The organism is Ochrobactrum sp. WV_118_8, assembly GCF_039631535.1.
In the GTDB taxonomy this organism is placed as follows: Bacteria; Pseudomonadota; Alphaproteobacteria; order Rhizobiales; family Rhizobiaceae; genus Brucella; species Brucella anthropi.
Genome location: NZ_JBDIUZ010000002.1, coordinates 1,714,540 through 1,740,742 on the forward strand (window position 1 = coordinate 1,714,540; position 26,203 = coordinate 1,740,742).

The window sequence follows — 26,203 nt, forward strand, 5'->3', positions numbered from 1 at the left end:
CTCAGTTTTCGCTGATGCCGAAAACGGTCCATCGCGCATCGGCGCCTGAAAGGCCAAGTAGCCCTTTGCCGCATTCCTCGACGATCTGGTCGGCGAGCAAAATATGCTGGGTGCCGGAATGGATATCGCGATAGAAGCGCTGCATGGCCGTGTTATGCAGCGATGCGCCCCGAGCCGCCCGATGCGCGAATGTCGCCACATCTGAAACGATGTCGTGTATATAGCGCAGCGAGAGCTTCACCATCGTCATCTGGTCGAGGGACGGGACACCGCCGGATGCGGTGGTCTGCGAGACGTCTTCCCATGTTTCCATGGCCAGCGCCCGTGCGGCCCGGTAACGGGCTTCGGCATTGGCAAACTGGAACCGCAGGCTGGCGCTGTCTGCGCTCTTGCCGAACGGATCCTGTCGCTGACGGATCACCTTGGCGAGTTCGTCGAGTATCCGGCGACCGACGCCGATGGCCCAGCCTGTATGGGTGAGGGCGCTGTAGCCTGCCAGCCCGAGATGGCCCTGTGTCTGACCGCGCTTCGGTGCGGACTGCGTGAAACTATAGGTCATTGAATCCGGCACGAAGAGGTCTTCATCGGTTGCCAGCGTGTAGTCGAAGCTGCCGGTGGCGCGCAGGCCCAGCACATCCCAGTTGCCAAGCAGCTGGATCGTCGAGCGCGGGTGATGTGCGACGATGATCTGCGGTGCGCCGGTTTCGTCTTTCAAAAGCGCCTTGCCGCTCGGATCCTTGGGATCGAGCAGGAAGCAACCGGAATGAATCCATTCCGCGTGGAAGATGGAGCTTCCATAAGCCCAGTTGCCGCGGATCATGTAGCCGCCATCGACCTTGCGGGCAAAGCCGCGCGGCACGCCATTGCCTGCAATAGTGATGTCGACGCCGTCCTTGAAGACATTCGCAATCCCCTCGTCGTCGAGGTAGATCGCCATGGTGGTGCCTTCCATATTGTTGACCATCGTGCACCAGCCCGATGAGGCATGGGCATAGGAAAGCGCCGACATGATCTTCATAGCATCGATGGGTCGCAATTCCGCGCCGCCGACTTCCTTGGGAAACAGCATTGTGTAGAAGCCACCCTTGCGCATGGCGTCCACGACGTCGTCATGCATCCGTCCGAGTGTCTCTGCCTCTTCTGCCTTTTCTTCAATCAAGGGTAGAATCGCTTGAAGGCGGTCATTGAAGCCCTGAAGGACTGCGGAATAGTTGTCGGCTGTGTGAGTCCGGTGCACGCTGGTATCCAAGTTAGTTCCCCTTGATTTAGTGGTTATAAGCAGGAATGATACGGACAAGAGTGGGAACGGACATTCCCCCCAGATGGGGGGCTTGGGAACTCGGGAGAGAGAATGCCCAGGCAAATATTATCGACAGACGAGCGGATATCTGCAGCGCTTTCCGTTGCGGAGAGTCGCAATTATGACGACTTTACAATAGCTTGTGATTATTTTGCCGCGAATGTCCTGCGGGTGCGATCGCTTGGAATTTATTTGCTGGAGAATAATCGGCCGCGCCTTTTTCACAGCATCAACACGCCCACCGGCTTTCTTCTTGAATATCAGAATGGGCTTGCGGATTCGGATCCGATGATTGCGGCAGTGGTGCAGAATGCCGGCGCGGTTGCGGGCTCGCGATTGCCCCAGAATGCGGCGGGGAATGTGCCGCTGATGCGAACGCTGCTCTATCGATGGAACTACAACGATAACTTGTGCTGTCCGGTTTACGTTGGCGACAACATACAGGCGCTGATCTATGCCGCCGGTTTCGAGATGCACGCAACACAGCTCGAAGAACAGGTTTCGCTGCTGTGCCGTTCGTCGGCGCTTGCCTTGCGCAACATTCAGGAAGCACGTCCGGCGAAGACGCCCAGCGCCAATCTGACCAACCTGTCGCCGCGCCTATCGACGGTCGCCCGGTTGCTTGCAGCTGGCAATACCAACAAGCAGATTGCCCGACATCTGGAGCTTTCACCCCATACGGTGAAGGATTATGTCGACGATCTGATCAAGCGTTTCGGTGTTCGTAACAGAACCGAAGTGGCCGTCCTGATCAACCGCATGAGCGGTGCGAGGAAAGCCGAGCCGGCCGGATTTGTCCTGTCGGGACAGGAACGGCGCGGCCTTCCCATAGAGCATTTCTGAAAACGCTTTCCGCGTTACTAAGGGCAGAGGAATTTAACGGCGCGGCTTTCGGGATCGCACAGCGTGTCGATGACATTGCAATGATGCGTGCCATCGATTTCCCAAGCGCTGGTTTCTATCCCCAACCCGTACCAGATGTTTTCCAGCAGCGCATTTTGCCGTCTGAACTCCATCAGCTCATCGCCGCCGACGCAGCAATGAACGGCAATATCTGTACGCGGGCGCTGGAGTGCCGCGCTCTCCGCGACAGCTTCGGCCTCGTCCATAGAGAAAATATCGTTCATCGCGGTTTTGAGAAGCGGGCGTAAATCGTGCAGCCCGCTGATAGAAAGAACACGCTTGATCCGTTCCGCCGTTGCGACGGCAATGGGCGCATTTTCGCACGCCATGCGGCTGACCAGATGCCCTCCGGCGGAATGGCCGGTCAAGGCGATATCGCCGTCCACTTCCTGCGCCAGATGGTCGATAAAGCGGCCAATTTCCCGTGTGATACCAGAAATGCGCGCTTCGGGGCACAGCGTATAGCTTGGCATGGCAACGCGATATCCGCGCGCAAGCGCGCCTTGCGCCAGATGTGACCAGAAGCTTTTGTCCAGCCCCTTCCAATAGCCGCCATGGACATAAACAAGTGTGCCCTTGGCCGTGCCTTCCGGCAGGAAGAGGTCATAATGGTTCCGCGCGCCGTCGGCATAGGCGATGTCAGGGATCAAGCGACCCTGATCGCGCATTTTCTCGCGAAAGCCGGATGCCAGTTTCGTCCAGCGCGGCGGATAGGTGGCGGAATCGCTGATGGCCTTCATATTGTCGTAAGCGGTATCGTAGTCGTGCAGCACAGAAGTCTCCTGCGTATTTCATGCTTGAAGCCGCACGTCAGGCGCGGGCTTCGGTTGCCGCCTGCGCGCGCAGGGCGGATCGCTGCAATTTTCCGGATTCTGTTTTGGGCAGGCTTGAAACCCAGCATATGAGGCGTGGATATTTATAAGGCGCGAGTTCGCTTTTGACGTGACTTTGCAGTGCTTCCTGCAAGTTCGTGTCGCCATTATATCCTTCGTTCAGCACGACATAGGCTTTGACGATGCAGCCCCGTTCGTCATCGGGCGCCGCCACCACGCCACATTCCGCCACGGCTGGATGCGCGAGCAGGCTGGCTTCGACCTCCGGTCCGGCGATGTTGTATCCGGCAGAAACGATCATGTCGTCATTGCGGGCCTGATACCAGAAATAGCCGTCCGCATCCATGACATAGGTATCGCCGGTGATGTTCCAGCCGTTCTCGACATATTTGGTCTGGCGCGCGTCGGCCAGATATTTGCAGCCGAGCGGCCCGCGAACGGCAAGTCGTCCGGGGGTGCCGGGCGCGCATTCCTGCCCATTGTCATCGATGACACGCGCTTCATAACCGGGGATGGGTTTACCAGTCGCTCCGGGTCTGATGTCGTCTTCCGGCGCAGAGATGAAGATATGCAGCATTTCCGTCGCGCCGATGCCGTCGGCCAGCGAAAGCCCGGTCGCACGCTTCCACGCTTCGAAAGTAGGGAGCGGCAGGGCTTCACCAGCTGAAACACATTTGCGCAGGGACGAAAGATCGTACTGATCGATCTTCGAAAGCATGGCTCGGTAAGCGGTCGGCGCTGTGAAACAGACAGTTGGTTTATATTCCCCGATAGCGATCGCGAGGTCATGCGGGGCGGTTTTTGCCGGTAGCACTGTGGAAGCGCCGATCCTGAAGGGAAACAGGACCAGTCCGCCAAGCCCGAATGTAAAGGCCAGCGGCGGTGAGCCGATGAAAATGTCATCTTCGGTCGCGTTCAATATATGATGTGCATAGCAATCACAGACGATCAGCAGGTCGCGGTGGAAATGGATCGTCGCTTTCGGCAAGCCGGTGGTGCCGGATGTGAAGCCGAGCAGGCACGGATCATCCCCGCGTGTCGCGACCGCCTCGAAATCGCTGGAGGCACCGGCCAGCAATGCCCCAAGCTCTCCGCCTGCATTGCCCTCCCAGGTCACCAGAGTTTTAATGAAATCGGTCTGTGCCACGGCATTCTGCATCTCGCCGATCAGCGCGTGATCGCAAAAGGCAATGCTGATTTCGGCCTTGTCGATGATCTGGACCAGTTCACGGGCGCGCAGGAGTGGCATGGTCGCGACCACAACGCCGCCCGCTTTGATGATCGCCATATAGAGCGCAATCTTGGTCGGGTTATTGCCCGAGCGGATCATCACGCGATTGCCTGTTTTCATGCCGAGCTTGTCGGTCAGCACATTGGCGATCTTGTTGATCATTGCGGCGAGATCGCTATAGGTCCAGCGCACGCCAGGCGCCTGCAATGCAATGCGGTCGCCTTTGCCGTTTGCAAGATGTGCATCCACCAGTTCGGTGGTGGCATTGAGCTGTTCCGGGTAGCCGAGTGCGTCGAGGTTGATGATATCCGGTAGAAATTCCGCAGCCGGGAGATTATCCAGAACGAATGTGTCCACATGAGCGCTGGGGTGCATGCTCGTCTCCTGTCAATGCCAGTTTGCGTTCGACTGCTGGGTCAAACGTGCAAGTAACGTTCCTTGATGTCCGGGGTGTTCAAAAGGGCGGCGTTGTCACCGCTCCACACCACACGGCCCTTTTCGATGACCACATGACGGTCTGCGAAGCGCGCCAGCGCATCGACATTCTTGTCGATGACGAGGATCGCTTCGCCCTCGTCCTTGATGTTGCGCAGGCAGGACCAGATCTCTTCGCGCATGAGCGGCGACAGGCCTTCCGTAGCCTCGTCCAGCACGACCATTTTCGGATTGGTCATCAATGCGCGACCAACCGCCAGCATCTGCTGCTCACCGCCGGAAAGCTGGTTGCCCATGTTGCGCCGCCGCTCTTTCAGGCGTGGGAACATCCGATAGATGCTTTCCAGCGTCCATTTGCACGAGCGCGCTTCCGAACGCCGGGTGGCCAGCAGGTTCTCTTCGACGCTCAGCGTCGGAAATATCTGCCGCCCTTCCGGGACCAGACCGAGCCCCTCGCGGGCAATTGCATAGGGCGGTTTGCCGGTAACGTCATGGCCATTGACGAACACCTTGCCGCCCTTGGGCGGCAGCAAGCCGAAGATCGACTTGATGGTCGTCGTTTTCCCCATGCCGTTTCTGCCGAGGATCGTGACGACTTCTCCCGCACTGACTTCAAAGTCGATGCCGAAGAGAATGCGAGACTGGCCATAGGCGTTCTGGAGTCCTTCGACCTTCAGCATCACGCGGCCTCCTCTTCGCCGAGATAGGCGGCGCGCACGTCCGGATCAGAGCGCACGGCAGCGGGTGTTCCGGACGCGATGACGCGTCCGTAGACGAGGACGCTCACCTGATCCGCCAGCGAGAAAACGGCATCCATGTCATGCTCGATCAGAACCAGCGTATGCGTCTGACGTAATGCGCGCATCAGTTCGACCAGCACCACGGATTCCTCGTGGCTGGTGCCAGCCAGTGGTTCATCGAGCAACAGCATCTGCGCTTCGGTGGCGAGCGCGATGGCAATCTCAAGCTGGCGCTTTTCGCCGTGCGACAGCGCTCCGGCCCGGCGATGGGCGCGGTCGTCCAGCCGGACGCGAGCAAGCGCAGTCATGGCTTGCTCGTTGATATCGGCTTCCTTGTTTGCCGCCTGAAAAAAGCGGAAGCTTGAACCGGATCGTGCCTGAACGGCAAGTGCAACATTGTCCAGCACGCTGAAACCTTCAAGAACCGAGGTGATCTGAAACGAACGTGCAAGGCCGAGATGGACACGATTGGGCATAGGCAGACCGGAAATGTCACGGCCATCGAAGATGACCGAACCGCGGTCGCTTTTGAGATTTCCCGAAAGCTGGTGGATCAATGTCGTCTTTCCGGCGCCATTGGGGCCGATCAGCGCGTGAATTTCGCCGCGTTTGACGGTGAGATTGACCCCATCCGTGACCTTGAGCGCGCCGAAGCTTTTATGCAGGTCATGAACCTGAAGCAGTTCATCCGACATCGGAACCTCCACGCAGCTTGCGGAGCAGCCCGCCGATACCGTCGCGACTGAAAAGCACGACGAGAACAAGGAAAAGACCAAGGCCGAGTTTCCAGTGCTCTGAGAAATGCGCCAGCACTTCCTCAAGAAAGATGAAGGCAGTTGCGCCGAGGACCGGGCCGATCAGCGTGCCCATTCCACCCAGAACGACCATGACGATCAGTTCGCCAGAACGCTGCCAGCTCATGAAGGCAGGCGAAACGAACTGGATCTGGTTGGCTAGCAGAACACCGGCAATGGCCGCTGCCACACCGGCAATCACATAGGCGGTGAGCTGAAACGAGAAGGGCGAGAAACCGATGGCGCGCATACGCACCGGATTGTCCCGCGTTCCACGCAGCACACGACCGAACCGTGAATGCACCAGCATGCGGAAGATGAAAAATGCGCCCATCAGAACCGCCAGCACGAAGTAGAACAGCACCAGATTGCTGGAAAGCAGCGTATTGCCGAACAGCGTTGAGCGGGTGGACAGCGTCATTCCATCGTCGCCGCCAAAGGCTGACAGGGAAACCATGAAGAAGAAGGCCATCTGCCCGAAGGCCAGCGTGATCATGATGAAATAGACGCCGCTGGTTCTCAGCGAGATATAGCCGGTGACGAGGGCGAAGAACGCCGCAACAACGATGGCCGCAACCAGCTGAAGGACCAGATCGTCGATGCCATAGCTGGACAGGATGCCGACTGCATAAGTGCCGATCCCGATATAGGCGGCATGACCAAAGGACACGAGCGCGCCGTAACCCATGATGAAATTGAGCGAAAGCGCGGCTAGCGCGAAGATCATGATGCGTGTCACGATCACGAGAAGAAAGCTGTCGTTCAATACGGATGCGAGAAGCGGAACGATTGCAAAGGCGGCGAAGACCAGCCACGGGCCCGCATCCAGCAAAGGCGAGGTTCGGCTCTTTGCCGTTTCCGGCATGGCGGTATCGCGGGTGCTGTTATGGGTAATCTCGCTCATCGGGTTCCTCCCTGCGCCGGGAAGAGACCTGTCGGACGGAAATAGAGCACGGCTGCCATCAGAATATAGGTGAGCATCGGCACCAGCGTGCGGCCCATCTGGGAGGCAGCGGCCGGATCGAGCAGGTTGCGGAGCAGCATCGGCCCGAAGGTGCGGCCAAGCGTATCGACGAGGCCAACGGTTATGGCGGCAACGAAAGCACCGCGCACGGAACCGACGCCGCCGATCACGATGACGACGAATGTGAGGATCAGGATGGAATCGCCCATGCCTGGATCAACGGAGAGAATGGGAGAGATCATGCCACCGGCAAAGCCTGCAAGCATCGCGCCAAGTCCGAAGACCACCATGAACAGGCGGCGTATATTGATGCCCAGAGCCGAGACCATGTCGCCATTGGTCGCTCCGGCACGCAGCAACATGCCGATGCGCGTGTGATTGACGAGGACATAAAGACCTGCCGCCGTGGCGAGGCCAGCGGCGATGATCAGCAGGCGATAGACGGGATAGCGCAGGTTGCCAAAGAGCTGGATGGAACCGGATAGGGAATCCGGCATCGGCACGCTGAGCGGAGCCGCGCCCCAGATGATCTTCACGAGTTCGTTCACGATCAGGATCAAGCCGAATGTAGCCAGAACCTGATCGAGATGGCTGCGTTCGTATAATCGTCGAAAGACCAGCACTTCCAACACAATGCCGATGACAAGGGTGACGGGCAGGGCGATCAGGATGCCGTAAAAGAAGCTGCCTGTCATGGCAGTGAAAGTCGCAGTCAGATAGGCGCCGACCATATAAAGAACGCCATGCGCCAGATTGATGAGGTCCATGACGCCGAAGATCAGTGTCAAACCGGCTGCGACGAGAAAGAGCAAAATGCCAAACTGAATCCCGTTAAGGGACTGCAGCAGAAAAAGATTGAGCATGGGGGACGTCCGGAACTCGTTGTACTGAAGTCCGTTTCACGCCAGACAAACTGGCGTGAACTGTTTCAGACTTGGAAATTGAGAGGACTGGGCTCATCGGAGCACCCGCCTTCCACCGGGTTACATCTTGCATTCAGCTGCGTAATTATCCTTGTAATCGTTGAAGACCGTTTCAACGTAGGACGTGGCGAACTGGCCGTCGTCACGCTTGACGACTTTGGTCAGGTAGAAATTCTGGATCGGAAAGTGGTTGTCGCCAAAGCTGAATTCACCGCGCGGCGAGATGAATTTCGCGTCTTTCATGGCGGCCCGCAAGGCATCCTTGTCGGCAATATTGCCGTTGACCTGCTTGACGGCCGCATCGATCAGCATGGCGGCGTCATAAGCCTGCACCGCAAAAGTCGCCGGAATGCGCTTGAATTTGGCTTCATAGGCGGCGGCAAATTCCTTGGCTGGTGCGGAATCAAGATCCGGCGCCCAGTTCGAACCGGCGAAGAAGCCAACTGCCGCATCCTGCTGCGCGGGCAGGGTGGTCTCATCCACGGTAAATGCCGAGAGGAACGGGGTGCCTTCAAGACCGGCCTGACGATACTGTTTGACGAAATTTACGCCCATGCCGCCGGGCAGGAAGGCGTAGACGGCGTCAGGCTGTTCGGCTGCGATCTGCGCCAGTTCTGCCGAATAGTCGAGCTGGCCAAGCGGCACATAGATTTCCTGCGCGACTTCGTTCTTGTAGGAGTGCTTGAAACCGGCCAGAGCGTCCTTGCCAGCCTGATAATTCGGGGCGATCAGCACGACGCGCTGGTAGTTCTGCTTTTCGGCATACTTGCCGGAAACTTCATGCATCTGGTCGTTCTGATAGGAGGTGACGAACAGATTGGGGTTGCAATCCTTACCGGCCAGATTGGACGTGCCTGCATTGGTCGAGATCAGAAACGTGCCGGAATCGGTCGCTGGCTTGACGATAGCGTTCAGGACATTGGAGAAGATGGGACCTACGACAAAATCCACCTTGTCGCGCTGGATCATCTGCTGGACCTTGTTGACGCCGATATCCGGCTTCTGCTCATCGTCCTGAATGATGATTTCAGCATCGAGGCCGCCGAGCTTGTTGCCCAGCTTGTCCATGGCAAGCAGAAAACCGTCGCGGGATTGTTCGCCCAGCAAGGCCGCTGGCCCGCTCAGCGTATAGATCAAACCGATCTTGATCTTGCCTTCTTCGGCCTGCGCGGTTCCGTTCAACATGGTTGCGGCGAGCAGCGCGAAGGCCGCTTTCGTCGAAATTTTCATTGTTCCACCTCGATTGCAGCGTTCTGCTTTGTCTTATTTTTCTTTCGCATTATCCGGCGCAAAACCGCTTCACACTTTTGCTGGAAATGCTCTGATACCCGGCAGATGTACTCCCATACTTCTGCCGGGCGGATGCATTATTCTGCTGGAGCGGGCAAAAATTCAACCTCGTGTGCCGGTGCAATGCGAACTATTTCGGCAGGATCACCGACATTGTCGATACGAACGAACAGATCCCAAAGTTTTGCGGTCGGCGAAACCCAGAAAACGCACTTCACTGGCTGCTCGGTCTTGTTGAAAATACCGTGCGACACGTTGCGTGGCAGGCAGACGAGATCGCCAGCTTCGGCAACGGCTTCCTTGCCGTCGAGAAGCAGGTCGAAGCGTCCTTCCAGCACGTAGATGAATTCTTCCTGCGTGGTGTGGATATGTGGCGGAACGAAAGTGCCGGGAGGGAAGGTTGCGTGCCAGGACATGGAGCTTTCGCAGACATGCTTGGGCACATAGGTCTGACCGAGAATATGCCAGACAACACCGTCCACGGAGGAACCGGATTTGGTCACGCCAGCTTGAAGAACAGTCACTCGAATTCCCTTTCATTAGAGCGCACCCCGAAAAGTGTGAAACGGTTTTCGGAAAAGATGCGCGTTAAAAATTATTCCGACGCAGGTTTCAGGCAGAGGCCCGAGACACTCCCCGATTGACTTGCTGTGTTGAAAAGCCAGCCTTTGCGGCATAGCCGCGAACAATGGCTTCGCGCTCGGCAAAGCTGATGACGCCGTCCAGATCGGCAACACCGGATGGAGCGCGGCGTTCAACCTCATCGATGACGCCTTCCGGGCCGCCCAGCCGGTTGAGCCGGACGATTTCCGCCGTCGCGGGCAGCCGGATTGCCTGATAGGCCGCCAGCGCCGCGCGACCGTGCTCCGCAGCGGCAAGATGGTCGGCAAGCGTGCGTGCGTCGATGATCGCTTGGCTCGCGCCGTTCGACCCCACCGGATACATCGGATGGGCGGCGTCGCCGATCAGCGCCACGCGGCCATCCGTCCACCAGCGGGCGGGGTCGCGGTCGCACATCGGATATTCGAAGAATGTATCGGTTGCGCGCACCAAAGCGGCAAGGTCCACGACATTGATGCCGAATTTTTCGACATGGGGCATCAGCTCTTCATGCGTGCCGCGACGGCTCCAGTCCTCGCGCTTCGGCGCAGGCGATCCGTCGGCGCCGGGACGATAGGTGACGACCCAGTTGTTGAGAATCTTGCCGGGCGTGGTGCCCTTGGCTATCGGGTAAAGCACCAGCTTATACGTAAAGCCGCCAGCGACGATCATGGTGCGACCGTCAAGGAACGGATCGCTTTCAACAGCGCCGCGCCACATCATGACGCCGTTCCATTTGAGACCGGCTTCGTTCGGGAACATCTGATGTCGAATGACGGAATGAATACCGTCCGCGCCGATAATGATGTCGGCAGTTGCCGAGGTAATTTTTGAACCTTCGGCAAAATGAACCGTGGCAGAACCCTCGTTCTGGGTGTAGCTCACGCAGCGCTGGTTCGCGATGACGGCATCCGGTCCAAGCCGTTCGATGACGGCATTATAAAGCAGTTTCTGCAAATAGCCGCGATGGATTGAGAACTGAGGCACATCATAGCCTGCATCGATGCCGCGGGGCTCGCGCCAGATTTCCTGACCCTGCCGTGTAGCGTAAATCAGCTCTCGGGTGCGGATGCCGGTGGCGTCCAGCGCGGGCAGAAGGCCGATTTCAGCCAGTTCGCGGATGGCGTGCGGAAGGACATTGATACCAACGCCCAGTTCACGGACTTCCGGTGCTGCTTCGAAAATCTGGCAGTCAATGCCTCGTGCGTGCAGCATCAATGCCATCGTGAGGCCACCGATGCCCCCTCCGACGATAATCGCTTTCATTCGCGGTTCCCTTTTTCGTGGCTGCTCTTTGGCGCCTGGGACCAACGATAAAAGCGGGAACAATGCTGTCTATCACCAAAACGCCATTCCTAACAGGAAACCGCCAGAAACGCGCTTTCGTGCAAAATTTTCGTGGCGCTTGCGCTCTCGCTCCAGCGTGATACTTTAATCTTAAAATAAAATGCTCTCTAAATGAGATACGGGGAATATCGTGATGCCGACTACGAGCTATATGCACAGGCTTTCGCCGTCCATCGATTCGTTCCAGGACACCATGTCGGGTCTCCTCAGGCCTTGCCGCATCTCGAAAAAATCCAGCCGGACCTACCGGACGGAAGTTTCACATGGGCGCATGCGTCCCTTCGGCCTGACTGCGATCCGCATTGGCGGCCATGCCCGCATCGAAGTTGAAGCGCATAACGACATGACTTTGTTGCAGGTTCCGTTGCAGGGCATCTTCGTCTCGCGCGACCGGCGCGGTGACGAGTTGTTGTATCAGTCCGGCATGAATGCGCAGCTGGTCGACGCGCATTCGGCGATTGATCTCGAATTTCACCCTTCCACGCGCATGCTGATCTTCAGCCTGAACGATACCCAGATCGATATTCTGGGGGGCAAGGAATTTATCGAGCAGTTTACCCATAACAAGCGCGTCGTATCCTTCGATACTCTGGTGGGGCATGCCTTCTATCAGCTGGCGCATTTCGTCATAAACGAAATCGAGAAGGATAAGGAAGCATTTTTCCATGGCGGTCTGTCGGAGCGTCTCGAAGACAGCCTGATGGCATCGCTTGCAGCGGCGCTCGACACGCAGCCGCGCGCAAGGCCGCTGACGAGTGCGGTTCCGAGCTATGTCCAGCGTGCTGAAAAATTCATGCTCGACAATCTCGACAAGCAGCTGACCTTGCAGGAGCTTGTCGATGCAACGGGCACCAGCGCACGTACCTTGCACCGCACATTTCGCAGTGTCCGGGGCAACACGCCGCTCGGCGTGTTCAAGAACATGCGGCTGGACAAGGTGCATGCAGAGCTTGTCCGCGGCCACGCCGGGCCGGGGGATATCACGCGTATCGCCATGGCCTGGGCTTTCAATCATATGGGCTTGTTTTCAGCGGATTACCGACAGCGCTTCGGCTATCTCCCATCGGAAACCGTGCGCCGCGCGCAATGATCCTTCGGTAGACCCGCCTCGGGGGGCACCCCGTATATTGAATTTCCGGCTGGACTGTGGTGCTGCACGCCGCCAACCTCAGGCGTGCCTGTGCCGGGAGCAAAGCCCCGGGGCCTGCTCGGCGAGCATATGTTCTTGCAAATCAGAAACACTATCACTGCCGACCGTATAGACGGTAGGACGGCCGGTCGGTTACCTTGGCTCTTGAGATTTGAACCGGAGATGAAGCCTTCATGATCAAGGGTATAGCGCTGCTATTGTTGTTTCAGCTGCTTGGCGAAAGCTTTATCTTCATGAGCGGGCTTCCTATACCGGGCCCCGTTGTGGGGCTCGTGCTTCTGTTCGTTGCCATGCAACTGTGCAAGATATTCGACTGGGGTATATTTGCCGAAGCAGAAACGGCGGCCGATGGTTTTCTTGGTAATCTCGGCCTGCTTTTTGTCCCGGCGGGGGTCGGAGTGGTGGCTATGTGGAGCCAGATTCAGGGGCAGGCCACGGCAATTCTGGCTATCGTGGTGATCTCGGCAATTCTCACATTGGCGGTGACGGTCTGGACCTTCATTCTTGTGCAACGCTTCATGGGGCGGAGGTAGCGTCATGAAACATCCACTGGAACTATGGGTTTACCTTTCAGCATCACCTTTGCTGTGGCTCACTCTCACATTATGCGCATGGATCGCGGCGACGCATATTTCCGTTCGACTGAAGCGCCATCCATTGGCCAATCCTGTACTGATTTCCATCGTGCTGCTTTCCAGCCTGCTTGTGATTTTTGATGTTCCCTATGGACGATTCTTTGAAGGAGCCCAGTTTATCCACTTCCTGCTCGGTCCAGCCACAGTAGCCATCGCCGTGCCTCTATTCCGCCAATGGCATCAGGTGCGGCAAGCGCTGATCCCAATGGGAGCAGCGCTGGTCGTCGGCTCTTTCTTTGCGGTTCTTTCCATTGTGGTGATGGGTAAATGGGCCAATCTCTCCAATGAAGTGCTGATTTCTTTTCTGCCAAAATCCGCAACTGCCGGGGTTGCCATGGCGATCTCTTCCACACTTGGCGGCACACCGTCGCTAACCGCGGTATTGGTCGTACTTACCGGTATCATCGGCGCACTTGTCGTCACCCCTTTCATGAATGCCATGCGGATAAGGGATTACGCCGCACGTGGATTTGCTGTTGGGCTGACGTCGCACGGTATCGGAACTGCACGTGCTTTCGATGTCGATGAGACGGCTGGGCTCTTCGCCGGGATTGCCATGGCGCTGAACGCTATTGCAACGTCACTCGTTGTGCCGCTGCTCGTCAAATTGTTCCTCAGCTGAAACGCCGACGCGGTATTCCAGCAGGTGGCTGATTGATACTAAAGCGTATTCCGAAAAATGTGGAACGGTTGTCGGAACGAGATGCGTGTTGAAGCAAACCGTTAGAGCTTCTCATAGCCACGCGAGCCGTTTGGCTCGCTGGCTGGCACTACGGCATGGTGCTATGCAGTTCGGATTACGGTACTCAATGTCCCATAGGTAGGACGGCTGCCTACGCTGAATCGAAACTGCACAGGATGCTACATATTTTCGGGGCGTATCTGGCAGTTGACGGCTGCGCTCCGTTCTCCGTGAAGCGATAACAGCTTCTCAAGCCTGACTCATCAGAAGTGACAAAAATGCCGGGCTATAACCCGGCGTTCTCTTGCAACGTTCCAACCGACAAGCACAGCTCGCTTACCGGAATTGTCGCGGCGGCTTATTTGCCGGATGCCATCGTGTTGTAGCTGGTAATCAGGTTGCGATAATCTGGAATGTGGTTTGCAAACAGCGTACCCAGACCTTCAATATCGTTGCGCCAGTCGCGATGCAGTTCACAATATCTGGTTGTGCTGGACGGTGCCGGGATCGTGCAGTTGCCAACCATGATGATCTGGCGTGACCTTGCCGCAGGCACATTGGTGCCTGTCTTGCCCGAATGGCGCCCGGCCGCGGGTATCGTCCATGCAGTATTTCCATCCAGGCGTGGCCTGCTGCCTTCGGTGCGTACCCTGATCGACTTTCTGGCGCGGGAATGCGCCGTTCAGCGCAAGGCCATCGACGAAACTATTCTTTAGCCAGCGGCAGACCATACGTCCGAGAAGGTCTCTGGGTCGTCATGACCTGTGTTCGCTTGCGGATAAAGCGGCATACTCTTCGACCAAAGAATCGAGAAGCGCGCGCACCGAAGGCAGCAAGCCACGCCGCGAGGGAAAGGCAGCATGGATGATGCCGCTGCGGGGTGCCCAGTCGGGCAGAAGATCAACCAACCGCCCAGCCTTTATATCATCCCGGACAACCATTGTAGGAAACTGGCAAACGCCGATGCCTTGAAGAGCGGCCAGCCGCAGCGCAACCATATCTTCCGTGATCAGCAGCGGTTGATAGGGAATTTCAGCCGTGGTGCCGTTCGGACCAAGCAGGTTCCATTCAAAACTGTTGTGGGATGATCCCCAGGCAAGGCCGGGCATGTCGACGAGGTCGGCGGGGACGGCGTTGCATCCCTCCTTGACGAATACAGGGCTTGCCACCAGTCGTTGCTCGCTTTCCGCCAGCTTGCGGATGACGAGATCGCTATCCTCGAGCGGTGGAAAGCGGACGCGGATAGCGAGATCGAAGCCTTCGCGGATAACATCCACGCGCCGGTTTGTGCTTTCCAGATGTATTTTCACCTTTGGGTATCGCGCCATGAAACGGGCGATCATTTCACCGACCTGGAAATAAATGACCGATGCCGGGCAACTCACCCGCACCGTGCCTTGCGGTTCTGTGCGCATTCTGTCGATCACATCCAGTGCGGCATCGGCCTCAACCATCATCGCCAGACAATGGCGATAAAATTCCTGGCCGATATCCGTCACGGCAAATTGTCGGGTGGTGCGCTGGATAAGCCTGACACCGAGATCATCTTCCAGCAGGGCGATCCGGCGGCTCAGCCTGGAGCGCGGCATATCCAGTTTTCGGGACGCAGCGGAAAAGCCGCCTTGCTCCACGACTTCCACATAAAGCCGCATATCGTTGAGATCAGCCATGGCCGGGCCTTTCATTGTCCTGTTTTCAGGACAGTATAGCCTGAACTTCGATCTACCGGTCAATTTGTTCCAGATTTATTTTGCTCTCAGACAGTCAATTCAGTGTCCGCAAGGCAACGAAATAAATCGGGAAGATCGAGATGAGACAGGTTATCGGCATTTACAGCAGCTCATCGCCCCATTGGGTGGGTGATGGATTTCCGGTTCGCTCCATGGTTTCCCATGCGACAATGGGCGAACACATCAGCCCCTTCTTGCATCTTGATTATGCCGGGCCGGAACAGTTTGCACCCACGGCAACCCCGCGCGGTGTTGGCAGCCATCCCCATCGCGGTTTTGAAACCGTGACCATTGTCTATCAGGGCGAAGTTGAACATCGCGATTCCACTGGAAGCGGAGGCATGATCGGTCCCGGTGATGTACAATGGATGACTGCTGCCGCCGGGATTTTGCACGAGGAGCGCCATTCGAAGGCGTTTACCGAACAGGGAGGCACGCTGGAAATGGTGCAGCTCTGGGTCAACCTGCCTGCCAAGGACAAGTCCGCGCCCGCCGCTTACCAGACGGTGCTCGATCGGGATATTCCGACCGTGGCCCTGCCGGATGAAGCTGGAATTGTCCGTGTCATAGCCGGGAACTATGCCGGACATGCCGGACCAGCACGCACCTTCACGCCGATTGATCTATGGGACCTGCGCCTGAAACAGGGCGGAAGCGTTGTGTTTGATCTTCCCGATCAACATACGACCGGCCTGGCAATCTTGCGCGGAACGATCACCGTCAACGGCAACAGATCGGCACGGGATGCGCAATTCGTTCTGCTCGACCGAAAGGGTGGCAGTTTCGAGATTACGGCTGACAGCGACGCAACCGTCCTTCTGCTGAGTGGCGAACCGCTTGGCGAGCCTGTCGCCATGCGTGGCCCTTTCGTTATGAACACAAATGAAGAATTGCAGGATGCTTTCGCGGATTTCCGAACAGGGAAATTCGGCACCATTCCTGCCTGATCCATTCCCCTGGTGTCAGTATGAACCACGGGTATCCCCGGACCGGAAATGCTTTCGGCCCTGAATACGTCCAAGCCTGAAGAAGGAGACTTAAAATGAGCAGCCCAGCTAACTTTAATGGCCAGCGTCCGGTTATCGACCCCAACGACGCCGTCATGCTTCTGATCGACCATCAGAGCGGCCTGTTTCAGACCGTCGCAGACATGCCGATGCCTGTTTTGCGCAATCATGCGACCGCGCTTGCCAAGATGGCCACGCTGACCAAGATGCCGGTCATCACCACGGCATCCGTGCCGCAGGGCCCCAATGGTCCGCTGATCCCCGAGATTCATGAGAACGCCCCTCATGCCAAATATGTAGCGCGCCGTGGCGAGATCAACGCATGGGACAATCCGGATTTCGTTGCTGCCGTGAAGGCCACGGGCCGCAAGACCCTGATCATCGCAGGCACCATCACCAGCGTTTGCATGGCCTTCCCGGCAATCAGTGCCGTTCAGGATGGCTACAAGGTTTTCGCCGTGGTGGACGCATCCGGAACCTATTCCAAGATGGCGCAGGAAATTACGCTCGCTCGTGTTGTTCAGGCCGGTGTCGTGCCGATGGACACGGCTGCGGTGGCTTCGGAACTCCAGAAGACATGGCATCGTGACGATGCGCAGGAATGGGCCAATGTCTACACCAAGATTTTCCCTCCCTACCAGCTTCTCATCGAAAGCTACATGAAGGCGCAGGAAGTCGAAAAGAACCACGAACAGCTCGATTCACAGCGTGGCTGATTGTGACCGAAATACAAAAGGGCGGCATTACCTGCCGCCCTTCTTCTTGTTCTCAAGTTGATATGAAAACCGCATTGCGCAATGAATGTACGCAATGCGGTTCAATGTTCAGCCTGTCGTGTCATCCCACGGATTTCCCGACAGTGTTTATGCGCAAGGCTTACTTCTGCCAGCTCTTGACCAGTTCATCGTAATTGACCGTAACCGGCTTTTCTTTTTCGTTCTCGATCTTCAGCTGAGGAGCGAGGTTACCCTTGGAAACGGCATCCTTGTTCCAGTACTCGATGTCATGTTCCTCGGCGAGCTTCGGTCCGATGTCGCCCTGTACCCCCGCACGTTCCAGACGCGAGAGAACTTTTTCCTGTTCGGCGCAAAGTGAATCCATCGCTTCCTGTGCCGTTTTTGCACCCGACGATGCATCACCGATCGCCTGCCACCAGAGCTGAGCCAGCTTTGGATAGTCAGGCACGTTGGTGCCGGTTGGCGACCACTGGACGCGGGCCGGCGACCGATAGAACTCGACCAGACCGCCGAGCTTCGGTGCCCGATCCGTGAAGCTTTGATGATGGATGGACGAGTCGCGGATGAAGGTCAGACCCACATGGCTCTTTTTCACATCGACCGTCTTGGACGTCACGAACTGCGCATAGAGCCAGGCAGCCTTGGCCCGGTCATCCGGGGTGGACTTCATGAGGGTCCAGGAACCCACGTCCTGATAGCCCAGCTTCATGCCGTCCTTCCAGTAGACGCCATGCGGGGAGGGGGCAACACGCCATTTCGGCGTGCCATCCTCGTTCACGACCGGCAGGCCGGGCTTGGCCATATCGGCGGTGAAAGCCGTGTACCAGAAAATCTGCTGGGCGATGTTGCCCTGCGACGGAACCGGACCGGATTCGGAGAAGGTCATGCCTTGAGCTTCTGCCGGAGCATAGGCCTTGATCCAGTCGAGATATTTCTGGATGGCGTAGACCGAAGCTGGTCCATTGGTATCGCCGCCGCGGGCTACGCATGAGCCGACCGGACGCGACTGGTCATCAACCTTGATACCCCATTCATCGACCGGCAGACCGTTTGGCAGTCCCTTGTCACCGTTGCCAGCCATGGAAAGCCACGCATCGGTAAAGCGCCAGCCGAGAGACGGGTCCTTCTTGCCATAGTCCATATGGCCGTAGACCTTTTTGCCGTCGACATCGCGACCGGTGAAGAACTCGGCGATGTCCTCATAGGCAGACCAGTTGACGGGTACGCCAAGATCGTAGCCGTACTTGGCCTTGAAGTCGGCCTTGTTCTTCTCGTCGTTGAACCAGTCGTAGCGGAACCAGTAGAGGTTTGCGAACTGCTGGTCGGGAAGCTGGTAGAGCTTCTTGTCCGGAGCCGTCGTGAACTTGCTGCCGATGAAATCGTCCAGATCGAGGCCCGGATTGGTGACATCTTTACCTTCATTGGCCATGAAGTCGGTGAGGTTGCGGACCTGCTGATAGCGCCAGTGCGTGCCGATCAGATCGGAGTCGTTGACCCAGCCGTCATAAAGATTCTGGCCGGTCTGCATCTGGGTCTGAATTTTTTCGACGACGTCACCTTCCTGAATAAGGTCATGCGTGACCTTGATGCCGGTGATGGCGGTAAATGCGGGCGCCAGCACCTTCGATTCATAATCATGGGTGGTCAGCGATTCCGAAACGACCTTGATGTCCATGCCCTGGAAAGGCTTGGCTGCATCGATGAACCACTGCATTTCCTTTTCCTGATCGGCGCGCGAGAGGGATGAAAGGTCGCCAATTTCCTTGTCGAGAAATTGCTTCGCCTCATCCATTCCCGCTGAAGCTGCCCCTGTCATTGCCAGCACGATAAGTGCTGTAGTCGTCATTAGATGCCGTCGCATGTTGATCCTCCCAAAGCTTGCGAGTGCATTGCATATCGACTTCCGGGCGCGGTTTGTCCCCCGAGCCCATTTTGCGCGGAGCGGAAACCTTCCGCTCCGGATTTCTCACACAAAGCGGAATACGCCGATGGCGTAGACCACTGAAATGGCAAGAGCCCACCAGAGGTTCGGACCAACCAGCCCGAGCCATGCCAGATTGATGAATGCGCTGCCGAGCAGCGAGATAAACAGGCGGTCGCCGCGTGTTGTCTCGAAGCGCAGGATACCATTGCGCGGCGAGCCGCCGGGCGAGATATATTCCCACACGCCCATGCCCAGCAGCAGAAATGCTATGGCGCAGAAAAACGCCGCCGTCTGCCAGGTCCAGGCCATCCATGAGAAGTCGGGTATATGAAACATCGTCATACCCTCCCCAGGGCAAAGCCCTTGGCGATGTAATTGCGAACAAACCAGATCACCAACGCACCGGGTATCAGCGTCAGAACACCCGCCGCAGCGAGCAGCCCCCAGTCCATACCGGCAGCAGAAACGGTGCGTGTCATCGTGGCTGCAATGGGTTTCGCGTCTGTCGTCGTGAGCGTGCGGGCGATGAGCAATTCCACCCATGAGAACATGAAGCAGAAGAAGGCTGCCACGCCGATGCCGGATGCGATCAGGGGCATGAAGATCTTCACGAAGAACTTTGGAAACGAATAGCCGTCGATATAGGCTGTCTCGTCGATTTCCTTCGGTACGCCCGACATGAAGCCTTCCAGAATCCACACCGCCAGCGGCACATTGAACAGACAATGCGCCAGTGCGACCGCGATATGTGTATCGATGAGCCCGAATGCCGAATAGAGCTGGAAGAACGGCAGGGCGAACACCGCCGGAGGCGCCATGCGGTTGGTCAGGAGCCAGAAGAACAGGTGTTTGTCGCCCAGAAACCGGTAGCGCGAGAAGGCATAGGCTGCAGGCAGCGCCACCGAAACCGAAATCACCATGTTCATGACCACATAGATGATCGAGTTGATATAACCCGAATACCAGGCGGAGTCGGTGAAGATGGCGCGATAGTTCTGCAATGTTGGCTCATGCGGAAAGAGCGTCAGCGACGTCAGGATTTCCTGATTGGTCTTGAAGCTCATATTGATGAGCCAATAGATCGGTATCAGAAGCAGAACGATGTAGATTGTCGGTATCAGCCAGCCGAACCGCGACCTCTCACGTCTGCTCGATTTTTGTCGGACGGCGTTTGAGACCGGTGCAATTGCAGGTGCACTGCCCACGGAAGTTCCCTGTATGGCGTTCATCTCACACCTCCTGATCGTGGCTGGTCATGACGGTGTAGAACACCCATGACAGCAGCAGGATGATGAGGAAGTAGATCAACGACATCGCCGCCGCCGGTCCAAGATCGAACTGACCCAGCGCCATCTTGACCAGATCGATCGACAGAAATGTTGTCGAATTGCCCGGTCCGCCGCCAGTCACCACGAAGGGCTCAGTATAGATCATGAAACTGTCCATGAAACGGAGCAGGACGGCGATCAGCAGAACGCGCTTCATCTTCGGCAGCTGGATGTAACGGAACACTGAAAACCGCGAAGCTCCGTCGATTCTGGCTGCCTGATAATAGGCATCCGGAATGGATACGAGACTTGCATAGCACAACAGCACCACGAGGCTGGTCCAGTGCCATACGTCCATGATGATAATCGTCACCCAGGCGTCGAACGGATCGTTGACGTAGTTGTAGTCCAGCCCCAGCCAATTGGCGTAATAGCCGAGCAGGCCGATGTCGCTGCGTCCGAAAACCTGCCAGATCGTGCCGACCACGTTCCACGGGATCAGCAGGGGCAATGCCATTGTGACAAGGCAGACGGGGACCCAGAAGCCCTTTTTCGGCATGTTGAGCGCAATCAGGATGCCGAGCGGTATCTGGATCGCGAGGACGATGAACGAGAAAATGAGATTGCGCCAGAGCGCATCCCAGAAACGACCGGAGTGAAGAATTTGCTCGAACCAGTCCGTCCCGGCCCAGAAGAACTGGTTGTTGCCGAACGTATCCTGCACCGAATAGTTCACCACCGTCATCAGCGGAATGACGGCGGAAAAGGCGACCAGCACCAGCACCGGCAGGACCAGGAACCAGGCTTTGTTATTCCAGCTTTTTTCCATGGTCAGCCCTCCATTCCCACGCGCCAGGAATCCGCGAATATGCCGATTGCCTTCGGATCGAAGGTCACGCGCGGTTCGGCTGGTATCTCGTCGTCCTCGCCGATCACGACGGCGAGTTTCTGCCCCTCGAAGCCTGCCCGCACGATGCGGTAGCGCCCGATATCCTCGATCTTGTCGATGTGGATTGGCAGGCCTTCGCGACCGAGCCTGACAAATTCCGGCCGGATGCCCAGTTCGATGCTTTTTGCATCGCCAATCTGCGGTATGCCGGGCAGTGGAATGGCCTGCGCGCCGACTGTGGCAGTCTGGCCGTCGATCCGTGCTGGCATGAGGTTCATACCCGGCGAGCCGATGAAATAGCCAACGAATGTATGCTTCGGGCGCTCGAACAGTTCGGCAGGCGTGCCGATCTGCACGATTTCTCCGTTATGCATCACCACGACCTTGTCGGCGAATGTCAGCGCCTCCGTCTGGTCATGTGTGACATAGACCATCGTGAAACCCGATTGGCGGTGCAAGCGTTTCAGCTGCGAGCGCAGCACCCATTTCATATGCGGATCGATAACCGTCAGGGGTTCATCGAACAGGATTGCGTTCACATTCGCGCGTACCAGTCCCCGACCGAGCGAAATCTTCTGTTTCTGATCTGCCGTCAGTCCGCGTGCGCGTCGCCCGGCAATGCCGCCGAGATCGGTCATTTCCAGAATATCCTTGACGCGACGTTCCACTTCCGCTTCCGGCATCCGTCGGTTGCGCAACGGAAAGGCCAGATTGTCGAACACGGTCATCGTGTCGTAGACGACGGGAAACTGAAAGACCTGCGCAATGTTGCGGTCTTCGGTGGCAAGGCCGGTTACGTCCTGCCCGTCGAAAAGGATGCGCCCCTCAGTCGGTTGCAGCAGGCCGGAAATGATGTTGAGCAGGGTTGTCTTGCCGCAACCGGACGGGCCGAGCAGCGCGTAGGCGCTGCCGTCCTCCCACTCGTAATTGACCATGTTGAGAGCGTATTCGCCTGCGGCTTGCGCCTTCGCATTATAAGCGTGGCGGATATGATCGAGAGTGATACGTGCCATCGTCGCCCTCCTATGCCGCCAAACCAACCGTGCGGCCAACCGCGCGGCCAGTTTCATCGAATGCCATCAGGTGTCGCGTGTCGAGGTAGACCTCGATTTCGCGATCAGGCTCAATGATCTGGATACCGTGCGCCAGCATGACCCAGCGGTCGCCTTCGTAATCGAGATGGATAAAGCTTTCCGATCCTGCGATCTCGGATACCAGCGTGCGGGCCCGAATGGGAACCGTAGCGTTTTCCGCCGGACGGACCAGCAGATGATGTGGCTGAAACGCGATCGTCAGTGGACCGTCGCTTATATCAGCCAATTGGCTTGGTACGGCAATGGCCGGGCGGTCGGCGCGCAGGAAACGATCCCCCGACTTCACCATGCGTGCTGTGTTCAGGGGCGGGTCGGCAAATGTTCGTGCCGTGATGAGGTCGAGAGGGCGGCGATAGACATCGATTGTGCGCCCGAACTGCGTGATGCGGCCTTCTGAAAGTGCCGCCGTATTGCCGCCGAGCAGCAGTGCTTCCGAAGGTTCGGTTGTTGCGTAAACAAAGATCGCACCGGATTCGGCAAAGATGCGCGGCAGCTCTTCACGGAGTTCCTCACGCAGCTTGTAGTCGAGATTGGCCAGCGGTTCATCGAGGAGGACGAGATTGGCCTTTTTCACAATGGCCCGGGCAATCGCAGTGCGCTGTTGCTGTCCGCCGGAGAGGTTAAGCGGTGTGCGGTCCAGATAAGGCGTCAGCTTGAGAAGGTCCGCCGCCTTGCGAACCTCGCTGTCGATCTCCGACTGTGCCTTTCTGGCGATGCGCATCGGCGAAGCAATGTTTTCATAGACCGTCAGAGCCGGGTAATTGATAAACTGCTGGTAGACCATCGCCACATTGCGCTTCTGCACGGGCATGCCTGTAACATCCTGTCCGTCGAACAGAATCGAGCCTTCACTTGGCTTGTCCAGACCCGCCATGAGGCGCATGAGCGAGGTCTTCCCGGACAAGGTCGGTCCGAGCAGCACATTCAGGCTCCCGCGAGGCAGTACCAGACTTGTCGGATGGATATGGGTGGCTCCACCAACCGTCTTCGAGATATTTCGCAATTCCAGCATATGTCCCGAGGCCTCCTCCAACCGTCGGAATTATTGCGCTTATTGGCAATTCCTCTCAATATGAACTTCCAGGGACTGTGCCTTATCCCTTATGAGCAATCCGTGTTCTGCGGACCGCTTCCACACTTTCTCAGGAAACATGCAAGTTCCAACGACAATCCGGGCGCTGTTAACAGGATGTTTCCCAACGGATTTCATCCAGCTTAACACAACACCGAACCCGGCGCTCAATGAGCGCGAGCCAGCAGATGCGGCAGCGCGACCGTGATCTTTAACGCTTGAACAAACTCGGTTTGGATGACTTCGACAAGCACGCAGCTTGTCGCTTTGGCGATGGTGCCGAACACCGTTATCGCCACTGTCCGAGAAGAGGGCATGCGCACTCGTAACTGACATGTTCCTCCCCCTGTTCACACGTTCGGCCATTGCGAGTGTGAAAGCCAAACAATGAAAATCGAAAACAAAAAGAAAGTCAAATGAAGATAATTGTTTCACTTGCGAAATGTGGGCAGACCGTCGCGCGCCATGTGAAATGGTGGCTGTCGGTATAGCCATGGTCCGTGCAGAGCACGTTTCCAGCAGCGGATCCATATAAGCTCAAGTTACCCGCACGGAACCCGAAGGGTGCATTACACCCAAACAGATGTAGACAAATTACCGGCTCTTCTTTTGCGTCATTTGACGGCACAATAGCCATGGAGCCGAATATTTCTCAACACCATTGGGAATTGGGCCCGGCGAGGAGAAATGGTGATGAATGAACTACGTCCCATATCCAACGAGACCCTCACTGCAGGTGGTGTTCAAGGTACGTCTTTAACTACCGCAGCCGGACATCTGGCGCTCGTGCCGACATGGCTCCCTTTCGGTGTCGCTTCAGGCACAACTGGCAATTCCGCTGGAAGCGGTGGAATGGGACTGAGCGTCGGTGTGATAAGCAGCGACGCATCCGCTGTGTTCGTTCCGTCCAATACGGCAATTGCCGGTCCGGGAGCCGGGGCGGGCGCGGACCAGTTCAACAATGCATTGATTAATCAGCATGTCGTTGAAATGGCTGGAATGGGGGGAGACGGCGGAAACGGCAACGCCGTGATCGGAGGTACAGAAGGCGCGACCTCCAATCATGCAGGAAGCGGTGGCGCCGGGGTTTTCTTCGGGGGACTTGTCAGCTCTGACGTCGCGGTTTTTGCTCCCGTCAATGCTGCGGTTGCAGGCGGATCCAATTCCGTAGCGTCTGCCAACCAGACCAACAACGCTGCCTTCCTGCAAGGCGCGGACCAGATGGCGGGTATTGGAGGCTCGGGTGGAGATCATAATGCCGCCGGGTCCGTTTCGGCCTCTCCGATACATACAGACGCTGGAAATTCCTATTATTTCACCGGTGATAATTATGCGGGTCATGGTGGCGCGGGTGTTTTTGCCGGCACCATGATCGATGTGAACGTGGCGATTTTCTCCCCCATCAATATCGCTGTCGCTGCCGCTGGCGGCAATGCAGAGGCGCACCAGACAAACAACGTGATTTTCGATCAGGGCGGCACGCGGATTGCCGGGATCGGCGGTAATGGCGGCGGCTTCAACATGGCCTCGGACACAATTTTCACCGGCAATACAGCTGCAGGAAGCGGTGGTGACGGTGTTTCCCTGGGCAGTATGGTGGACGTGAATATCGGGTATTTCCACCCGATCAATATTGCAGTTCCCGCTGGCGGAACCGCTGATGCCCAGCAGATAGACCATCTGCTTGTCGATCAGCATGCTTTACAGATTGCCGGTATCGGTGGTTCAGGCGGCTACGATAATCTGACCGACACAAGCCATGATGCGCTTCTTGCAAACGACATTCTTGGCCTTCTTCACGCTTGATACATTCCGGTCTGATCCACCCTAAAGTAGGTACCCGAATTTCTAGCTAGTCCCGTAACATCAACACGCGCACTCTTTAGAACACGGTCGGTAACGCGATTTTACCAATCTCTTATCTGGGAGTGCCGACCACCAAGACTGATGTTCAATCCGAAACAGGGCTGGGGCTCAACAGGGAGGAATTAAACAATGCCTATTCCGAGAGTTTCCGACACAATCCATCTCAGTGACGTTTATGCAGGCGACGCTAATGCCGGTAACGGTGCTGATGGCTATAATTTTGGGAATATCAATTACAATCCAAGTGCAGTCGTGGCCAATACGCAAAACGTAACAGGCGCAGCCGTTGATGTGCATAGTGGCGATTCCCCGTGGTTAAACGCCAGCTGGGACGCAGGCCATGCCGGAGATGGTGGCGGAGCCGATGCAGCGAATGGCTTTCTCGCCAACATCACCAACAATGGTGCTGGCGGTGCTGGCGGCGACGCGAATTCCAACGGCAGTCTGGGTTCTTCGAGCGGCGGCAATGTAGCAGCCGGTCAGGCGGACACCAGTGCCGTTCAATATACCGAACTTCTGGCCGACCAGCACGCAACGATCCTTGCAGGGGTCGGTGGCAACGGCGGCGATGGGAACATGGCTCGCGGCGGTGATATTTCCTCTGCGCTCGTGCACTCCAATCCGGAAACGACGACCACAACAACCACTACGACGACCAACGATATAGCGAACTTTATCGACAGCTTTAACGACAATTTTCACGATATCGATCTGAGCCACTTGCCGCTGTGATCGGCGATTGGCTTTTGCTGGGTAGTCGAGAAATCCGACTTGGGAGCGACGGTTGAA

General features: G+C 57.0%; 28 protein-coding genes. 9 read left to right on the plus strand and 19 right to left on the minus strand.

Annotated elements, in window-relative coordinates:
• Position 1 precedes the first annotated feature (1 nt).
• Positions 2-1,237, minus strand: coding sequence for an acyl-CoA dehydrogenase family protein (locus ABDF71_RS22200; protein WP_258124833.1), 1,236 nt, complete (start codon positions 1,235-1,237; stop codon positions 2-4).
• A gap of 114 nt (positions 1,238-1,351) precedes the next feature.
• Here ABDF71_RS22200 and ABDF71_RS22205 point away from each other — a divergent pair, with 114 nt between their 5' ends.
• The gene (locus ABDF71_RS22205) at positions 1,352-2,143 is read left to right on the plus strand and encodes a response regulator transcription factor (protein ID WP_151689462.1); all 792 of its coding nucleotides are present in this window, start codon (positions 1,352-1,354) and stop codon (positions 2,141-2,143) included.
• Between the two features lie 17 nt (positions 2,144-2,160).
• On the opposite strand, the gene ABDF71_RS22210 is transcribed toward ABDF71_RS22205, so the two are convergent.
• From ABDF71_RS22210 to ABDF71_RS22250, 9 genes are all read right to left on the minus strand, one after another.
• The gene (locus ABDF71_RS22210; RefSeq protein ID WP_010659185.1) at positions 2,161-2,976 is read right to left on the minus strand and encodes a hormone-sensitive lipase; all 816 of its coding nucleotides are present in this window, start codon (positions 2,974-2,976) and stop codon (positions 2,161-2,163) included.
• Between the two features lie 37 nt (positions 2,977-3,013).
• Positions 3,014-4,642: a benzoate-CoA ligase family protein gene (locus ABDF71_RS22215; RefSeq protein WP_258124831.1), complete on the minus strand. Its 1,629-nt coding sequence runs from the start codon at positions 4,640-4,642 to the stop codon at positions 3,014-3,016.
• Between the two features lie 41 nt (positions 4,643-4,683).
• Positions 4,684-5,382 carry an ABC transporter ATP-binding protein gene (locus tag ABDF71_RS22220; protein ID WP_342062217.1) on the minus strand — a complete coding sequence of 233 codons (699 nt, stop codon included), beginning with the start codon at positions 5,380-5,382 and terminating at the stop codon, positions 4,684-4,686.
• A complete protein-coding gene (locus tag ABDF71_RS22225; RefSeq protein ID WP_010659182.1) occupies positions 5,382-6,137 on the minus strand; it encodes an ABC transporter ATP-binding protein in 756 nt (251 codons plus the stop codon). The genes ABDF71_RS22220 and ABDF71_RS22225 overlap by 1 nt, the downstream gene beginning before the upstream one ends.
• A complete protein-coding gene (locus ABDF71_RS22230) occupies positions 6,127-7,140 on the minus strand; it encodes a branched-chain amino acid ABC transporter permease (protein WP_258124830.1) in 1,014 nt (337 codons plus the stop codon). The genes ABDF71_RS22225 and ABDF71_RS22230 overlap by 11 nt, the downstream gene beginning before the upstream one ends.
• Positions 7,137-8,063: a branched-chain amino acid ABC transporter permease gene (locus ABDF71_RS22235; protein ID WP_010659180.1), complete on the minus strand. Its 927-nt coding sequence runs from the start codon at positions 8,061-8,063 to the stop codon at positions 7,137-7,139. Before ABDF71_RS22235 ends, ABDF71_RS22230 begins: the two co-directional genes overlap by 4 nt.
• 120 nt (positions 8,064-8,183) lie before the next feature.
• Complete coding sequence (locus ABDF71_RS22240; RefSeq protein ID WP_258124829.1) at positions 8,184-9,353, minus strand: ABC transporter substrate-binding protein; 1,170 nt, start codon at positions 9,351-9,353, stop codon at positions 8,184-8,186.
• Between the two features lie 137 nt (positions 9,354-9,490).
• On the minus strand, positions 9,491-9,937 hold the full coding sequence (locus tag ABDF71_RS22245) for a cupin domain-containing protein (RefSeq protein WP_010659178.1): 447 nt from the start codon (positions 9,935-9,937) through the stop codon (positions 9,491-9,493).
• A gap of 88 nt (positions 9,938-10,025) precedes the next feature.
• A complete protein-coding gene (locus tag ABDF71_RS22250; protein WP_258124828.1) occupies positions 10,026-11,279 on the minus strand; it encodes a flavin-dependent oxidoreductase in 1,254 nt (417 codons plus the stop codon).
• Between the two features lie 214 nt (positions 11,280-11,493).
• Here ABDF71_RS22250 and ABDF71_RS22255 point away from each other — a divergent pair, with 214 nt between their 5' ends.
• From ABDF71_RS22255 to ABDF71_RS22265, 3 genes are all read left to right on the plus strand, one after another.
• Complete coding sequence (locus tag ABDF71_RS22255; protein ID WP_010659176.1) at positions 11,494-12,450, plus strand: AraC family transcriptional regulator; 957 nt, start codon at positions 11,494-11,496, stop codon at positions 12,448-12,450.
• A 233-nt stretch (positions 12,451-12,683) separates the two neighbouring features.
• Positions 12,684-13,043, plus strand: a complete 360-nt coding sequence (locus ABDF71_RS22260) for a CidA/LrgA family protein (RefSeq protein WP_010659175.1) — start codon at positions 12,684-12,686, stop codon at positions 13,041-13,043.
• A 4-nt stretch (positions 13,044-13,047) separates the two neighbouring features.
• Positions 13,048-13,767 (plus strand): LrgB family protein, encoded by a 720-nt coding sequence (locus ABDF71_RS22265; protein WP_010659174.1) that lies wholly within the window; start codon positions 13,048-13,050, stop codon positions 13,765-13,767.
• A 418-nt stretch (positions 13,768-14,185) separates the two neighbouring features.
• Here the strand turns inward: ABDF71_RS22265 and ABDF71_RS22270 are convergent, their stop codons facing one another.
• Positions 14,186-14,353, minus strand: coding sequence for an isochorismatase (locus tag ABDF71_RS22270; protein WP_258124827.1), 168 nt, complete (start codon positions 14,351-14,353; stop codon positions 14,186-14,188).
• Here ABDF71_RS22270 and ABDF71_RS22275 point away from each other — a divergent pair.
• Positions 14,280-14,543, plus strand: a complete 264-nt coding sequence (locus ABDF71_RS22275) for a LysR substrate-binding domain-containing protein (protein ID WP_235691746.1) — start codon at positions 14,280-14,282, stop codon at positions 14,541-14,543. The genes ABDF71_RS22270 and ABDF71_RS22275 overlap by 74 nt on opposite strands.
• A gap of 39 nt (positions 14,544-14,582) precedes the next feature.
• On the opposite strand, the gene ABDF71_RS22280 is transcribed toward ABDF71_RS22275, so the two are convergent.
• Complete coding sequence (locus ABDF71_RS22280) at positions 14,583-15,497, minus strand: LysR family transcriptional regulator (protein ID WP_258124825.1); 915 nt, start codon at positions 15,495-15,497, stop codon at positions 14,583-14,585.
• A gap of 140 nt (positions 15,498-15,637) precedes the next feature.
• Between ABDF71_RS22280 and ABDF71_RS22285 the strand changes: the two genes are divergently transcribed.
• Entirely contained in the window at positions 15,638-16,504 is an 867-nt protein-coding gene (locus ABDF71_RS22285; RefSeq protein ID WP_258124824.1) for a pirin family protein, read from the plus strand.
• Between the two features lie 95 nt (positions 16,505-16,599).
• Positions 16,600-17,280, plus strand: a complete 681-nt coding sequence (locus ABDF71_RS22290; protein WP_043062825.1) for a hydrolase — start codon at positions 16,600-16,602, stop codon at positions 17,278-17,280.
• A 160-nt stretch (positions 17,281-17,440) separates the two neighbouring features.
• Here the strand turns inward: ABDF71_RS22290 and ABDF71_RS22295 are convergent, their stop codons facing one another.
• From ABDF71_RS22295 to ABDF71_RS22325, 7 genes are all read right to left on the minus strand, one after another.
• Positions 17,441-19,162 carry an ABC transporter substrate-binding protein gene (locus ABDF71_RS22295; protein WP_010659168.1) on the minus strand — a complete coding sequence of 574 codons (1,722 nt, stop codon included), beginning with the start codon at positions 19,160-19,162 and terminating at the stop codon, positions 17,441-17,443.
• 105 nt (positions 19,163-19,267) lie between these two features.
• Entirely contained in the window at positions 19,268-19,561 is a 294-nt protein-coding gene (locus ABDF71_RS22300; protein ID WP_029376005.1) for a DUF2160 domain-containing protein, read from the minus strand.
• 2 nt (positions 19,562-19,563) lie between these two features.
• Positions 19,564-20,454, minus strand: coding sequence for a carbohydrate ABC transporter permease (locus tag ABDF71_RS22305; RefSeq protein WP_010659166.1), 891 nt, complete (start codon positions 20,452-20,454; stop codon positions 19,564-19,566).
• A gap of 1 nt (position 20,455) precedes the next feature.
• Positions 20,456-21,322, minus strand: a complete 867-nt coding sequence (locus tag ABDF71_RS22310; protein ID WP_010659165.1) for a carbohydrate ABC transporter permease — start codon at positions 21,320-21,322, stop codon at positions 20,456-20,458.
• A gap of 2 nt (positions 21,323-21,324) precedes the next feature.
• On the minus strand, positions 21,325-22,395 hold the full coding sequence (locus tag ABDF71_RS22315; RefSeq protein ID WP_010659164.1) for an ABC transporter ATP-binding protein: 1,071 nt from the start codon (positions 22,393-22,395) through the stop codon (positions 21,325-21,327).
• A 10-nt stretch (positions 22,396-22,405) separates the two neighbouring features.
• Positions 22,406-23,488 carry an ABC transporter ATP-binding protein gene (locus ABDF71_RS22320; RefSeq protein WP_258124823.1) on the minus strand — a complete coding sequence of 361 codons (1,083 nt, stop codon included), beginning with the start codon at positions 23,486-23,488 and terminating at the stop codon, positions 22,406-22,408.
• Between the two features lie 227 nt (positions 23,489-23,715).
• A complete protein-coding gene (locus ABDF71_RS22325; RefSeq protein ID WP_155269240.1) occupies positions 23,716-23,865 on the minus strand; it encodes a hypothetical protein in 150 nt (49 codons plus the stop codon).
• 376 nt (positions 23,866-24,241) lie between these two features.
• Here ABDF71_RS22325 and ABDF71_RS22330 point away from each other — a divergent pair, with 376 nt between their 5' ends.
• Together ABDF71_RS22330 and ABDF71_RS22335 are read left to right on the plus strand one after the other, a co-directional pair.
• The gene (locus tag ABDF71_RS22330; RefSeq protein ID WP_258124822.1) at positions 24,242-25,354 is read left to right on the plus strand and encodes a hypothetical protein; all 1,113 of its coding nucleotides are present in this window, start codon (positions 24,242-24,244) and stop codon (positions 25,352-25,354) included.
• A gap of 189 nt (positions 25,355-25,543) precedes the next feature.
• Entirely contained in the window at positions 25,544-26,146 is a 603-nt protein-coding gene (locus ABDF71_RS22335) for a hypothetical protein (RefSeq protein WP_029926710.1), read from the plus strand.
• Positions 26,147-26,203: the final 57 nt, after the last annotated feature.